At 67.2% G+C, this 13,558-nt stretch carries 13 protein-coding genes and 1 other RNA gene; 8 read left to right on the forward strand and 6 right to left on the reverse strand.

Features of this window, described 5'->3' with window-relative positions:
* Positions 1-2: 2 nt before the first annotated feature.
* The 6 genes from VGV37_RS03420 to VGV37_RS03445 form a co-directional block, all read right to left on the reverse strand.
* Complete coding sequence (locus tag VGV37_RS03420) at positions 3-302, reverse strand: hypothetical protein (RefSeq protein ID WP_326878212.1); 300 nt, start codon at positions 300-302, stop codon at positions 3-5.
* A gap of 105 nt (positions 303-407) precedes the next feature.
* Complete coding sequence (gene pgmG / locus VGV37_RS03425; RefSeq protein WP_326878213.1) at positions 408-1,787, reverse strand: phosphoglucomutase/phosphomannomutase PgmG; 1,380 nt, start codon at positions 1,785-1,787, stop codon at positions 408-410.
* A gap of 36 nt (positions 1,788-1,823) precedes the next feature.
* On the reverse strand, positions 1,824-2,693 hold the full coding sequence (gene galU / locus VGV37_RS03430) for a UTP--glucose-1-phosphate uridylyltransferase GalU (RefSeq protein ID WP_326878214.1): 870 nt from the start codon (positions 2,691-2,693) through the stop codon (positions 1,824-1,826).
* A gap of 208 nt (positions 2,694-2,901) precedes the next feature.
* The gene (locus VGV37_RS03435) at positions 2,902-4,965 is read right to left on the reverse strand and encodes a molybdopterin oxidoreductase family protein (protein WP_326878215.1); all 2,064 of its coding nucleotides are present in this window, start codon (positions 4,963-4,965) and stop codon (positions 2,902-2,904) included.
* Between the two features lie 102 nt (positions 4,966-5,067).
* Complete coding sequence (locus VGV37_RS03440; RefSeq protein WP_326878216.1) at positions 5,068-5,922, reverse strand: hypothetical protein; 855 nt, start codon at positions 5,920-5,922, stop codon at positions 5,068-5,070.
* 4 nt (positions 5,923-5,926) lie between these two features.
* Positions 5,927-6,901 (reverse strand): Gfo/Idh/MocA family oxidoreductase, encoded by a 975-nt coding sequence (locus VGV37_RS03445; protein ID WP_326878217.1) that lies wholly within the window; start codon positions 6,899-6,901, stop codon positions 5,927-5,929.
* Positions 6,902-7,039: 138 nt separating this feature from the next.
* Between VGV37_RS03445 and VGV37_RS03450 the strand changes: the two genes are divergently transcribed.
* The 8 genes from VGV37_RS03450 (at position 7,040) to fumC (ending at position 13,512) form a co-directional block, all read left to right on the forward strand.
* A complete protein-coding gene (locus VGV37_RS03450) occupies positions 7,040-8,644 on the forward strand; it encodes an acyl-CoA synthetase (RefSeq protein WP_326878218.1) in 1,605 nt (534 codons plus the stop codon).
* A 2-nt stretch (positions 8,645-8,646) separates the two neighbouring features.
* Positions 8,647-9,252, forward strand: a complete 606-nt coding sequence (locus VGV37_RS03455; protein WP_326878219.1) for a 2-hydroxychromene-2-carboxylate isomerase — start codon at positions 8,647-8,649, stop codon at positions 9,250-9,252.
* 38 nt (positions 9,253-9,290) lie between these two features.
* Positions 9,291-9,640, forward strand: a transfer-messenger RNA (tmRNA) gene (ssrA, locus tag VGV37_RS03460).
* A 49-nt stretch (positions 9,641-9,689) separates the two neighbouring features.
* Complete coding sequence (locus VGV37_RS03465) at positions 9,690-10,193, forward strand: SspB family protein (RefSeq protein ID WP_326878220.1); 504 nt, start codon at positions 9,690-9,692, stop codon at positions 10,191-10,193.
* Positions 10,194-10,357: 164 nt separating this feature from the next.
* Positions 10,358-10,888, forward strand: coding sequence for a sigma-70 family RNA polymerase sigma factor (locus tag VGV37_RS03470; RefSeq protein WP_326878221.1), 531 nt, complete (start codon positions 10,358-10,360; stop codon positions 10,886-10,888).
* A 58-nt stretch (positions 10,889-10,946) separates the two neighbouring features.
* Positions 10,947-11,462 (forward strand): hypothetical protein, encoded by a 516-nt coding sequence (locus VGV37_RS03475; RefSeq protein WP_326878222.1) that lies wholly within the window; start codon positions 10,947-10,949, stop codon positions 11,460-11,462.
* Between the two features lie 16 nt (positions 11,463-11,478).
* Positions 11,479-11,976 carry a periplasmic heavy metal sensor gene (locus VGV37_RS03480; protein WP_326878223.1) on the forward strand — a complete coding sequence of 166 codons (498 nt, stop codon included), beginning with the start codon at positions 11,479-11,481 and terminating at the stop codon, positions 11,974-11,976.
* Positions 11,977-12,111: 135 nt separating this feature from the next.
* Entirely contained in the window at positions 12,112-13,512 is a 1,401-nt protein-coding gene (gene fumC, locus VGV37_RS03485; protein ID WP_326878224.1) for a class II fumarate hydratase, read from the forward strand.
* The last annotated feature ends 46 nt before the right edge of the window (positions 13,513-13,558 follow it).

Consider the following 13,558-nt stretch of genomic DNA (forward strand, 5'->3'; position numbering starts at 1 on the left):
CCTCACTCCGACTTCTCGCCCGGCGCGTCTTCCTTCTGCTCCGGCGGGAGTTCCGGCTTGCAGTAGGGCGGCACGTCGTCACCGCCTTTGACCAGGCTGTCGCAGCCGCGTTTGATCTCGCTCACGATCAGTTCGCATGGATTGTCGACGTTGCACGGCGGATGGGTCGCGGTCGAGACCTCGATGCATTGCTCGACATAGGCCTTGGCCCAGCCCTCGCCCGCCGTCTCCTTGCAGGAGGCGGCCCAGGCGGGCACGGCGACCGCCAGCAGCGGAAGCATCCCCAGGAATCGCAGTCTCATGATGCTCTGCCACCAGGATGGGATTGCGCGTCGTTCGAGAACCAATGCTGTCGCCGCCGCCTCGTTCTGCCATTCCCGCGCGACGCGGGAATGGCGATCGCCCGATCAGAACGCCGGTGGCGCGATGTCGCTCGCCTTCAGCTGCTGGGCCAGGATGTCCTTGAGCCGGGCCAGGCCCGCCTCGTCCTTGGCCTCGGCGCGGGCGACCAGCACGTCCTGGGTGTTGGACGCGCGCAGCAGCCACCAGCCGTCGGCCGTGTTGACGCGCACGCCGTCGATCGCCGAGACCTGGGCGCCGGCCGCTTCGAGCCGGGCCTTGACCTCTTCGATCACCTGGAACTTGCGGGTTTCCGAGCAGGGGAAGCGCAGTTCCGGCGTATTGAGCACATTCGGCAGGCGGTCGCGCACCTGGGTGATCGTCTCGGCCGAGCGGGCGACGATGCCCAGCAGGCGGACGGCGGCATAGAGCGCGTCGTCGTAGCCGTAATATTTGTCGGCGAAGAAGATATGGCCGCTCATCTCGCCGGCGAGCGGCGCGCCGGTCTCGGCCATCTTGGTCTTGATCAGCGAATGGCCGGTGCGCCACATCAGCGGCGCGCCGCCCATGCGGGCGATCTCGTCGTACAGCACCTGGCTCGCCTTGACGTCGGCGATGATGGTGGCGCCCGGATGGGTCTTCAACACGTCCTCGGCCAGGATGACCATCAGCTGATCGCCCCACAGGATGCGGCCCTTGCCGTCGACCACGCCGATGCGGTCGCCGTCGCCGTCGAACGCGATGCCGAAATCGGCCTTCGTCTCGGCGACCTTGTCCTGCAACTGGATCAGATTGTGCGGCTCGGTCGGGTCCGGATGATGCGCCGGGAACGTGCCGTCGATCACTTCGTTCAGCAGGATATGCGTGCCGGGCAGCGCCTTCACCAGCTGGACCAGCGCGTCGCCGGTGGCGCCGTTGCCGGCGTCCCACACGATCTTCAGGTCCTTCGTGCCGTCATAGTCCTTGGCGACGCGGGCGACATATTCATCGAACACCGACAGCTTGCGCCAGGTGCCCTGGCCGGTCGCCCAATCGCCCTTGGAGGCCACCGCGCCCAGATGCTGGATGTCCTTGCCGAAGAACGACTTCTTCCCGATCATCATCTTGAAGCCGTTGTAGTTCGGCGGGTTGTGCGAGCCGGTGATCATGATGCCGCCATCGACGCCCGGCACCGTGTTCACGGCGTAATAGAGCATCGGCGTCGGCCCGAGCCCAATGCGCACCACGTCGATGCCGGCCTCGTTCAGGCCCTGGACGACGGCCTCCTCGATCATCGGCGACGACAGGCGGCCGTCATAGCCGATCGCGGCGCACTTGCCGCCCTGCTTGGCCAGGATCGAGCCGTAGCTGCGGCCGATGGCGCGCGCGTCCTCGGTCTTGAGGGTCTCGCCCACGATGCCGCGGATGTCGTATTCGCGCAGGATCGTCGGGTCGAACTGATGGCTCATCGGGGGCTCTCTCTTGAGGCGTGAATAAGGGTTGGCTCAGACCAGCGCCGCGATGATGCGGCGCAGGTCGCTGGCCACGTCGGGACGCGAAAGACCGAAAGCGATGTTGGCTTCGAGGAAACCGACCTTGTCGCCGCAATCATAGCGGGCGCCCTCGAAGCGCAGGCCGTGGAACGGTTCGGTTCCCAGCAGCTTGACCATGGCGTCGGTCAACTGGATCTCGCCGCCGGCACCGCGGCCGGTCGTCTCCAGATGGCGGAAGATGCTGGGCGTCAGGATGTAGCGGCCGATGATCGACAGGGTCGACGGCGCCACGGACGGGTCCGGCTTCTCGACCAGGCCGCGCACGGAGGCGAGGCGGCCGTCGTCGGACGATACGTCGAGGATGCCGTATTTCTTGGTGTGCTCGCGCGGCACGTCGACCACGGCGACGACGTTGCCGCCGGTCTCTTCATGCACGTCGACCAGCTGCTTCATGCAGGGGGTCTGCGACAGCACCAGATCGTCGGGCAGGATGACCGCAAACGGCTCGTCGCCGATCAGGGTCTTCGCGCACAGCACGGCATGGCCCAGGCCCATCGGCAGTTGCTGGCGCACGGACGCGACCTGACCCGGCTTCGGCAGCCAGCGCTTGATCGCCTCCAGCGCCTCGGTCTTGCCGCGTTCCTCGAGCGTCCGCTGCAATTCGTAGGAATAGTCGAAATGGTCTTCCAGCGCGGTCTTGTTGCGGCCGGTGACGAAGATGAATTCCTCGATCCCGGCGTCGCGCGCCTCCTCCAGCGCATATTGGATCACGGGCTTGTCGACGACCGTCAGCATTTCCTTCGGCATGGCCTTGGTCGCCGGCAGAAAGCGCGTGCCGAGGCCCGCCACCGGAAATACGGCTTTGCGAATCTTATGACCCATGTAATCCCCCTCGACGACCCGACCCTCTCGGCCGGAGAGCGCCCAGCGCTCATGTTGCGGCGCACCAATATCGCAACAGCACTAACGGGCGAGGGGGCCGTCCTGTTCCCATCCTGCGGCGCATTCTGTGCCATACCATGCGACAGGCGGCAACCATCGCGAGGATGCAGACCCCCGAGTTCCCCAAAATGAGGAACAGGAGCCGCAGCTACGCCGCCGGGCGGATCCAGATCGCGGTGTCGTGGAATACGGCGCCGCCGGCCGGCAGACCGGGCTCGGCGCTGGTCAGCACGTTGATGCCGATGCCTTCCTCGAACGCATGGTTCGGCCAGATGCCCTCGACCACGACCACGCCGCGCCGGATGCCCTCGAACGCGCGGGCCGGCACCACGACCGAGCCCCGGTCGTTGCCGAGCCGGAGGCGGGTACCATCCTCGACCGCGAGTGCGGCCAGGTCGTCGGCGTGGATCAGCACGCGTGGGGCGCCCTCGCGCTGCCGGCTGCCCGGCGTCTCGCCGAAGGTCGAGTTGAGAAAGCTGCGTGCCGGCGCCGTCACCAGGCGGAACGGCTTCGCCGCGGTCTCGCGGTCGATCACCCAATTCTGGTCCGGCAAGGCCGACAGGCGCGCACCCTCGGCGCCCAGCATCGACCAGTCCGCCTTGAAATGGAACTTGCCGTCCGCGTGGCCGAAGCCGTCGAGGAAATGCATGGCCTCGAACGACAAGGTGCAATCGAGACCGCGGCCTTCGAGGAACGTCTCGGCCGCCGGCAGCCCGGTATCGACCAGCGTGCGTTCGATCAGCTGCCAAGGCGTCATGGCGAAGCCCGGGTGTTCGGCCCCCAGGCGGCGGGCGAGCTCGCAGATGACATAGTGGTTCTCGCGCGCCTCGCCGAACGGCTCGACCGCCTTGCGCGCGATCTGCAGCATCGTGTGGCCGGATGCGGTATAGATGTCGTCATGTTCGAGGAAGGTCGTGGCCGGCAGTACGATGTCGGCCATCGCCGCGGTCTCGGTCATGAACTGCTCGTGGACGCAGACGAACAGGTCGTCGCGCGCGAAGCCGGCGTGAACCTTGGTCAGGTCCGGCGCGACCACCATCGGATTGGTGTTCTGGATCAGCATGGCCGTGACCGGTGGCCCGCCACGGAGCGCGTCGGCATCGCCGGTCAGCACGCCGCCGATGCGCGACATGTCGAGCTCGCGCGCCGTCGGATCGGCCGCATCCAGCCCCTGGATCACGGTCTTTTTCAGATTATAGAGAGAACTGCCCGAATAGAGCGCGCCGCCGCCCTGGTGCGCCCAGGCGCCGGTCACGGCTGGCAGGCAGGTGACCGCATGGATCTGCGCCGAGCCGTTGCGGCTGCGTGAAAACCCGTAGCCGACCCGGATGAAGGCGCGCTTGGTCCCGCCATAGAGCCGCGCGAAGTCCCAGATCGTCTGTTCCGGAAGGCCGGTGATCGCCGCCGCCCAGGCCGGCGTCTTGTCCTGCACATGAGCTTCGAGTTCGCCAGGCACGTCGGTGTAGCGGGCCATGTAGTCCCGGTCGGCGAAGCCTTCCTTGAACGCCACATGCATCATGGCGCAGGCGAGCGCCGCATCGGTGCCGGGCCGGAGGATGACCGCCAGGTCGGCGACCTCCGCGGTCGGCGTGCGATAGGTATCGACCACGACCAGCTTCGCGCCGCGCTTTTTCCGCGCCCGCTGGATATGGGCCATCAGATTGACCTGGGTCGCGACCGGATTGCCGCCCCAGACCACGATCAGGTCGCTCTCGACGATCTCACGGCTGTCGACACCGCGCCTGATCCCGACGCCCGCCTGCCATCCGGCATCCGACAGGGCGACGCAGATCGAGCCGAACTGGCGCGAATACTTCATCACGTTGCGCAGCCGGTCGATGCCGTCGCGCTGCACATGGCCCATGGTGCCGGCGTAGAAATACGGCCAGACCGTCTCCGGCCCGTGGCGGCGCGCGGCCTCGGCGAACCTGTCGGCGACGATGTCGAGCGCCATGTCCCACGAGATCGGCTCGAACGCGTCGCGCCCTGCACCCTTCTGTCCGACCCGGCGCAACGGCTGGCTCAGGCGTTCCGGATGATGCTGGCGTTCCGCATAGCGCGCCACCTTGGCGCAGACCACGCCAGCGGTGTAGCCGTCCTTGCGGCCCCCATGGACGCGGCCGATCGTGCGGGCGTCGATCCGCTCCACCTCGAGCGCGCAGGTCGAGGGGCAATCGTGCGGGCAGACCGAATGGGCGATATCGAGCGGCATGGTGGAGCGGAGTCCGGTCTCGCGTCGGGAGAACTACCCTAGAACCGACTTCGCTCCCCGCCAAGCCGGCAGCGGCGCAAGCCGCCCCGCGCGGAACGCAGTTCAAAAGCGCAGGAGAAGTGCTGTCGCGTCGTCCATCGGCTTGATGCGGGCCGTCGCGCGGCAATCCGCGTCGGCGGCCTCCAGACCGCGCAGCTGGTCGAGCAGCGCGTCCGGGCCCTGCTCGAAGCTTGCCGCGAGCAAACCCGCGGCATCGTAACGCCGGAAATGATCGACCAGCCGCCAATACCCGTCGGAACACAGCAGGACCCGCGTGCCGGGGCGGGCCGCGAAGCTCTCGATCGACATGGCCGCCGCGGCCCTGACGTCGGTACCGAGCATCCAATAGCCGCCGGTCCGGTTGAGCCGGGCGCGACGCCGTCGCAGTTCGTCGCCCAGCCGTTCGAGCATCGGGCCGGCGAGGGGCATCGATGATTGCCGCGCGACGATCATCCGCTGCAGCCCGTCGTCCGAGCCGGTCAGGTCGATCGTCCCGAAACAGCGCACGACGCCCTGCTGTTCGACCACGGCCACGCAGTCGCCCTGGAAAGCAAGATCGAGGCGGTCGCCGTCGCTCCGCACCCAGACGCCCGCCGCCGAAGGCAGGGCGTAAGGCGGCAGCGCCGCGTGATCCGGCACCAGGGCGCGATAGTGCTGCCCGACCCGATCGATGACCTGGGCGAAATAATCCCGGGGCGACAGGTCGCCGGGGTCGAGTTCGCGTAGTGCCTGGGACAGCGCGCCCACGAGCCAGGCGGCGTCGGTCGGGCCGTCCGGTACGTGCTCCCGCCCGGCCAGGCCGGTCGCCCCGTCCAGCACCCAGGCCGTATCGACCATCCCGCGCCGCGTCGCGCCGGCCGCATCCTCGTTGACGCCTCCGCCGGCGCGGCTGGCTCGCGCGACGATCTCCAACGCCATCGGTTCAGGCGACCGGCACCGGCTGCCCGGTCGCGGCCGACCGGATGATCGCCTCGAACGCCGCGGCGCCATGGATCGCGTCCGCGCCACGGACCGGGAAAGCGGCCCGCCCTGCGACCGCATCTGCAAAGGCTTCGAGTTCGGCACGCTCGAGATCGATCGGCGGATGGTCGGTCACCGTCGCCACCGTGTCGGCGAGCCGGGTCAGTTCCAGCCGGTCCGGACCGCGCAGTTCGACGTGGGCCGCCGAGCCGAACAGATGGAAGCGGAAGAAGGTCGGCGTCGCCAGCAGGGTGGTGAGATTGGCGCTCGCCCCGCTGCGGAAGCGGAACAGCACGGAGGTGGTGTCGTCGATTTCGCTCAGCACCCGGCCGGTCGATTGCGCGAACACGCTGTCGATCGGTCCCATCAGGTCGATCATGGCATCGATCAGGTGGATGCCGAGCCCGGTCAGGCCGCCCCCCGGCGCCTCGCTGCGGTCGAGCCGCCAGGAATCGTCGTCGTAGCGGCCGACCGCATTCACCGAGAAATTCGCTTCGGCATGCAGCACGGTGCCGAACGTGCCGTCCGCGATCAGCCGGGCCACCTGGCGGAACGCCGGCAGAAAGCGCCGGTTGAATCCGACCGCGAGCGTGACACCGGCGGCCTCGGCCGCCGCGACCGCGCGTTCGGCCGAGGCTTTGTCGAGGGTGAACGGCTTGTCGCAGAAGATCTGCTTGCCGGCCGCAGCCGCCGCCATGACCTGATCGGCATGCAGGCTGTGCGGCGTCGCCAGGACGACCGCATCGATCGCAGGATCGCGCAGGACGGCGTCGTAGTCGGCGCCGAGCGGAAAGCCGCGCGCATCGGCGAACCCCTGCGCCCGCTCGAGCCTGCGGGTCACGCCCGCGACGATGCGGATCTTGTCGCTTCCTTCAACCGAACTCACCAGCCGCTGCCCCCAGCGACCCAGCCCGACGATCGCAGCCCGAACCGTCATCGACATCCCCTTGATTCTTGAAGAACCGGATCGCAGATGCGACCCGGCAGAACGATTATGCCGATCCCGCGCATTCTCGCCAGAGCCCATGAATGCGCTAAGCTCCCGGCAGCATGCAGCGGGCAGGAGAACAGACCCATGTCCCAGTTCGGGACCGCAGCCCGGGATTTCACCTGGCAGATTCCGGTGCGCTTCAACATCGGCGTAGCCGTGCTCGACCGCTGGGCCGACGCGGATCCGGGGCGGACCGCGCTGATCGAGGTCGATGGCGACGGCCGGACGCACCAATTCAGCTTCCGCGATCTGGCATTGATGTCGAACCGCCTCGCCAACGGACTGGTGGCGCGCGGCCTGCAGGCCGGCGACCGGGTCGGCATCCTGCTGCCGCAGCGTCACGAGACCGGCGTCGCCCATGCCGCGATCCTGAAGTCGGGCATGATCTCGGTACCGCTGTTCATCCTGTTCGGCGAGGAGGCGCTGGAATACCGCCTGGCCAATTCCGGCGCACGGGCGGTCGTCACCGATGCGGAGGGGTTGGCGAAGCTCGCGGCGATTCGCGACCGGCTGCCCGATCTGCAGACGATCCTGTCGGTCGATGGCCCGGCCGAGGGCGCGCTGGGATTCGGCGCCACGCTCGAACGGGCGAGCGACCAGTTCACGCCGGTCGATACCAGCGCCGACGACCCGGCCATCATCATCTATACCTCGGGCACCACGGGCCAACCCAAGGGCGCGCTCCATGCCCATCGGGTCCTGCTGGGCCATCTGCCGGGCGTGACGTTCCCCCATGATGGCTTCCCGCAGCCGGGCGACCGGTTCTGGACGCCGGCCGACTGGGCCTGGATCGGCGGGCTGCTCGACGTGCTGCTGCCGTCCTGGTTCCACGGGGTGCCGGTCGTCGCCCACCGGGCACGCAAGTTCGATCCTGCGGCGGCGCTCGACCTGATGGCGCGGTTCGAGGTGCGCAACAGCTTCCTTCCGCCGACCGCGCTCAAGCTGCTGCGCCGGTCCGGCGCGCGCCATGCGGGCCTGAAGCTGCGTAGCGTCGGCAGCGGTGGCGAGAGCCTGGGCGGCGAGCTGCTGGACTGGGGCCATGAGGTGCTGGGCGTGCAGATCAACGAATTCTACGGCCAGACGGAATGTAACCTGGTCCTGGGCAACGGCGGTGGCCTGCCGCCGGTCCGACCCGGCTGGACCGGAACGGCGATCCCCGGTCACCGGGTCGAGATCGTCGACGAGCAGGGCCAGGTGCAGCCGCCCGGCACCCAGGGCGTCATCGGCGTGCGCCGGCCCGATCCGGTGATGTTCCTGGGATATTGGCGCAACCCGGAGGCGACGGCTGCGAAATTCGCCGGCGATTATCTGCTGACCGGCGACCTGGGCGAAAAGGACGAGGCCGGCTACATCCGCTTCGTCGGCCGCGACGACGATCTCATCACGTCGGGCGGCTATCGCATCGGGCCGGCCGAGATCGAGTCCTGCCTGATGCGCCATCCCGCCGTGGCCTTGGCCGCCGTGGTCGGCGAGCCCGACCCGATCCGCACCGAACTGGTCAAGGCGGTGATCGTGCCGGCCGATGGCGTCGAGCCGACGCCGGCGCTCGCTGCGGAGATCCAGGAATTCGTCAAGCGGCAGCTGGCCGCCCACGAATACCCGCGCATCGTCGAATTCGCCCAATCCCTGCCGATGACCGCCACCGGCAAGATCATCCGCCGCGCGCTGCGCACGAAAGAGGCTCCCTGAGCATGACGACCACCGGAACCGTCGAATATTATTTCACGCCCGTTTCGCCCTGGGCTTATCTGGGCCACACGCGCTTCCTCGCCATCGCCGCCGCGACGGGAGCCACGATCGAATACAAGCCGGCCGACTATGGCCGGATCTTCGCGATCTCGGGCGGCCTGCCGCTGGCCAAGCGCGCGCCGCAGCGCCAGGCCTATCGACAGTTCGAGCTGAAGCGCTGGTCGGCGCTGCTGGGGCTGCCGCTCAATCCGCATCCGAAATATTTTCCGGTGCCGGCCGACCTCGCCGCGCGCGTCATCGTCGCGGCCACGCAGGCGGAGGGTGACGTCGGCCGGCTGACAGCCGATATCATGCGCGCGGTCTGGACCGAGGAGCGGAACGTCAGCGACGCCGCCACCCTGGCCGCCGTCGCCGATGCCGCGGGGTTCGACGGCGCAAAGCTGCTCGCCGCCGCCGAGACGGACGCGGTCACGGCGGCCTACGGTGCCCATACCGAAGATGCCATCGCCGCCCAGGTGTTCGGCGCGCCGACCTACATCCATCGCGGTGAACCGTTCTGGGGGCAGGACCGGCTGGACTTCCTGGAACGCGCGCTCAGGGCCGGATGAACGACATGTCAGAGGATCCGGCTGGGAACGCCCCCTAGCCGGTTGCGCCCGGGCCGGCCGCCGCCTATATTCCAATCGTCGGGTGACCGACTATGGCGATAAACGGCGCGTGGAATAATCGTCACGGACCCGGGGGCAGTGCCCGGCGCCTCCACCAAACCGGCTCTTGGGCTCATTTCCCGAGGGACGACCCAAGGGGGCGATCCAGCTTCGACGTGCGTGGTAAAGACGCGACTTTTGCCCGGCATGATACCGCCGTTATCGGGTCAATCTCTAAATGCGAACGATAACGTTGCGCATGAGGCTCTCGCGGCCTAATCCCTAACGGGATGAAAGCTATCGGGTAACTCGCGGTTCGGGGGGCACCGGGCAACAGAAGCCCCCCACTTCATTTCCGCGTCGGGCGGCTTTCCGGCGCATTTTCAGAATCGGTGCAGATGGCGAGACCTACCCTCCGTTACGACAAGATGGTCGAGAATGCGCTGCGCAGCGTGGTGCGCGACGCATTGACCTTGACCGCGGAGCACGGGCTGCCCGGCGCCCATCACTTCTACATCACGTTTCGCACCGCCTATCCCGGCGTCGAGATTCCGGACTATCTGTCCGCGCAATATCCGCACGAGATGACGATCGTGCTCGAGCACCAGTTCTGGGGCCTCGAGGTCGACGAGCATCAATTCTCGGTCACGCTCAGTTTCCGCAACCAGGCGGAACGGCTGGTCGTGCCCCTGGCTGCCGTGACCGCCTTCGCCGATCCCTCGGTGAAGTTCGGCCTGGAATTCCGGTCGGAGCCGGACGGCGTCGAAGCCGCCTCCGACGCGCCGACGCCGCTGCCGCCGCCGGAAAGGGCGCAGCAGCAGGATGATTCGAGCGAGCCCGATCCGCCCCCGCCGGACAAGGCCGGCGAGGTGGTCAAGCTCGATGCGTTTCGCAAGAAGTAAGCGGTGTGGAATGAACAGGGCGGCGCTGCGGCGCCGCCCTCGTTTCATCCGCCCGTTTTAACTATTGCGGACCCCCTCTCCGAAATGATCATGAGTGCCCAGGGATACCGGCTACCATACCGGCGTATGATCGCTTGGTGCGGTGCCAGTCGGACGGAGCTGATTTGACGGGGGAACGGGAGGACCTTTCCGGCTTGCTGGCCGGAAACAAGGCGGCCTGGGACTCGTTCGTCGCCCGTTTCGCCGGCCTGATCCTGGCCGCCGTCAGGCGGGTCGTCGGATCCGACGGCATCGACGTCGAGGACATCGCCCAGGATGTGTTCGTGCGCCTGTGTAAGAATGATTTCCGCCTGCTGCGCCAATACGATCCGACGCGGGCCGGTCTTTCGACCTGGCTCACCATCGTGTCGCGCAGCGTCGCCCACGACACGCTGCGGCGCCGGCGCCCGCAGACCCAGACGATCGACGTGACGCCGGAAGCCGCCTTCGCAGTCGAGCCCTCGATCACGGAAAAGGTCAAGATTCCCGACGGCCTGCTGTCGCCACGCCAGCAACTGGTGTTGACGATGCTCTATGAACGCGACATGGAGGTGGCCGAGATCGCGGCGATGCTGTCGATCGACGCCCAGACCGTCCGCAGTACCCATCACAAGGCGATGCTGAAACTGCGCGCCCATTTCGGCGAAAAGCCATGAGGCGCGGGGATGGTCCGCGCGCCCGCATCGTACCATGTTCGAACGTGGGATCCGTGCCATGAACGACGACGCTCCTTTTCAGCCGGACCGGGCGCTCTTCGAGCGCTGGCGGTCGCACGAGTCGGTGGCGGCCGATCCGCCGGCGGAACTCGATCCGATGCTGCTGGCGGCCTACCTCGACGGCCGGCTGGACGAGCCGGGCTCGGCGCCGCTGGAGCGGTTGCTGCAGGCCGATCCGGCGGCGCTCGACGACCTGATCGATTGCCGGACCCATCCGGTCGGACCCGAAATCGCGTCGGCCGCCTTTCTGCGCAACGCCCAGGCCCTGATCCCATCCGACCACGCCGCATCGACCGCGACCGTGCTGCCCTTCCAGCCGCGACCTGCGGCACCGCGCCGCATGACCGCGTGGGCAGCCTGGGGCGCCGTGGCAGCTAGTCTGATCCTGATCTCGCTCGTCGGCTTCAACGTCGGCATGCAGACCGAACGCAACATCAATGGGGCGACCGGGATCGGCACATCGATCGACATTCTCGACCAGTCGACCACCTTGCTGGGCGATGGAGTTGGCTGAGAGTCGGATGCTGTCGATGTCCAAGCTCCGCGTCCCTCGGCTGATCGAGGTCGCTCTCGTCCTGTCGCTGGCGCTCAACCTGTTCGTCGCGGGCGGCTTCGCCTATTCGCAATATACCACCGCCCATCCGGCCCCCGCGGCGCCGACCGGCGGTGGAGACCGACGGCTGGAACGCTTCGCCAGCAAACTCGGCCTCGATCCCGAGAAGTCGAAATCCTTCAAGGAATGGCGACGCAGCCTGCATAGTGCGCAGGGCGTGCTCTACCAGCAGAACCAGCCGCTGGTCGAGGAGGCCTGGAGCGAGCTCAGTCAGCCTGCACCCGATTCCCAGCATGTCCAGCAGATCCTCGACGAGATCGCCCAGCATCGCCGGGCGTTCCAGGCGGACACGACCGCGGCGACGATCAAGTTCCTGGGAACGCTGGACGAATCCCAGCGCAAGACCTTCATGGCCACGGTGATCGATCGGGCGAATCCCCTCGCTGGCCCCATCCGAAACACGCTCGGCAATTGAGCCTTGCGGTAACAGCTATTTGCTGCAGCCTTGGAGCGATGGCACCTTGGCGCCATGGAGCTTTCGGAGGAAAGCTCTGGTCCGGCGACGGGGCTTCCCGGCCGGCGGCAGTGACCTTCGACGAGGAATGACCCAATGACGTCCGAGACCGCGACCCGCATCGAAACCGACACGATGGGCGAAGTGGCCGTCGCCGCCGACCGCTACTGGGGCGCCCAGACCCAGCGTTCGCTGCAGAATTTCAAGATCGGCGGCGAGCGCATGCCGGCGCCGCTGGTCCGCGCACTGGGCATCCAGAAGAAAGCCTCGGCGCTGGCCAACCTCGCGCTGGGCAAGCTCGACCGGACCATCGCGGACGCGATCGCCAAGGCGGCCGACGAGGTGATCGACCTGACCCTGATCGAGCATTTCCCACTGGTCGTCTGGCAGACCGGCTCGGGCACGCAGACCAACATGAATGCGAACGAGGTGATCTCGAACCGCGCGATCGAGATGCTGGGCGGCGTCATCGGCTCGAAGAAGCCGATCCATCCGAACGACCATGTCAACTACGGCCAGTCCTCGAACGACAGCTTTCCGACCGCCATGCATATCGCGGCGGGCGAGCAGGTCGCCCATCGGCTGCTGCCGGCGCTGAAGCACCTGCACCAGGCGCTCGATGCCAAGGCCAGGGAATTCGCCGACATCATCAAGATCGGCCGGACCCATCTGCAGGACGCGACGCCGGTCACGCTGGGCCAGGAATTCTCGGGCTACGCCACGCAGATCGAATATGGCATCGCCCGGGTCGAGGCGACGCTGCCGCGCGTCTACCAACTGGCCCAGGGCGGCACCGCGGTCGGCACCGGCATCAACGCGGCCGTCGGGTTCGACGTCGCGTTCGCGGAGCAGGCTGCCAAGCTGACCGGCCTGCCGTTCGTCACCGCCGAAAATAAATTCGAGGCGCTGGCCGCCCATGATGCGCTGGTCGAGCTGTCGGGCGCGCTCAATACCCTCGCCGCCTCGGCCATGAAGATCGCCAACGACATCCGGCTGCTGGGATCGGGCCCACGCTGCGGCTTCGGCGAAATCCACCTGCCGGAGAACGAGCCGGGCTCGTCGATCATGCCGGGCAAGGTCAATCCGACGCAGGCGGAAGCGATGACGATGGTTGCGACCCAGATCATGGGCAACCATGTGACGGTGACGATTGCCGGCAGTCAGGGTCATTTCGAACTGAATGTCTTTAAACCCGTTATTATCTTTAACGTGCTGCAGTCGATCCGGCTGCTGGCCGACGCGGCAGAAAGCTTCGCCGACAATTGCGTGGTCGGGATCGAGGCGAACAAGGATCGGATCGAGAAGCTGCTCTACGAGTCGTTGATGCTCGTGACCGCGCTCAATCCGCATATTGGGTACGACAAGGCCGCGAAGGTCGCCAAGAAGGCACATGCCGAGGGCACGACCTTGAAGCAAGCGGCCATGTCGTTGGGTTTTCTTAGTGATGAGGAGTTCGATCGTTGGGTGCGTCCGGAGAGCATGCTGGGTCCGCGTTGACCCGAGACACGCCGAGCTCTGAAGCAGGGGACTCGAGCGGCGCACA

The organism is Aliidongia sp., from assembly GCF_035943795.1.
In the GTDB taxonomy this organism is placed as follows: Bacteria; Pseudomonadota; Alphaproteobacteria; order ATCC43930; family CGMCC-115725; genus Aliidongia.

Excerpts from the sequence above, each read along its gene's own strand:
- VGV37_RS03465 (WP_326878220.1), top strand. The coding sequence starts at position 9,690 with ATGGCGAGACCTACCCTCCGTTACGACAAGATGGTCGAGAATGCGCTG.
- VGV37_RS03435 (WP_326878215.1), bottom strand. The coding sequence starts at position 4,965 with ATGCCGCTCGATATCGCCCATTCGGTCTGCCCGCACGATTGCCCCTCG.
- VGV37_RS03480 (WP_326878223.1), top strand. The coding sequence starts at position 11,479 with ATGTCCAAGCTCCGCGTCCCTCGGCTGATCGAGGTCGCTCTCGTCCTG.
- fumC (WP_326878224.1), top strand. The coding sequence starts at position 12,112 with ATGACGTCCGAGACCGCGACCCGCATCGAAACCGACACGATGGGCGAA.
- pgmG (WP_326878213.1), bottom strand. The coding sequence starts at position 1,787 with ATGAGCCATCAGTTCGACCCGACGATCCTGCGCGAATACGACATCCGC.
- VGV37_RS03420 (WP_326878212.1), bottom strand. The coding sequence starts at position 302 with ATGAGACTGCGATTCCTGGGGATGCTTCCGCTGCTGGCGGTCGCCGTG.
- VGV37_RS03440 (WP_326878216.1), bottom strand. The coding sequence starts at position 5,922 with ATGGCGTTGGAGATCGTCGCGCGAGCCAGCCGCGCCGGCGGAGGCGTC.
- VGV37_RS03450 (WP_326878218.1), top strand. The coding sequence starts at position 7,040 with ATGTCCCAGTTCGGGACCGCAGCCCGGGATTTCACCTGGCAGATTCCG.
- VGV37_RS03445 (WP_326878217.1), bottom strand. The coding sequence starts at position 6,901 with ATGACGGTTCGGGCTGCGATCGTCGGGCTGGGTCGCTGGGGGCAGCGG.
- VGV37_RS03475 (WP_326878222.1), top strand. The coding sequence starts at position 10,947 with ATGAACGACGACGCTCCTTTTCAGCCGGACCGGGCGCTCTTCGAGCGC.
- VGV37_RS03455 (WP_326878219.1), top strand. The coding sequence starts at position 8,647 with ATGACGACCACCGGAACCGTCGAATATTATTTCACGCCCGTTTCGCCC.
- galU (WP_326878214.1), bottom strand. The coding sequence starts at position 2,693 with ATGGGTCATAAGATTCGCAAAGCCGTATTTCCGGTGGCGGGCCTCGGC.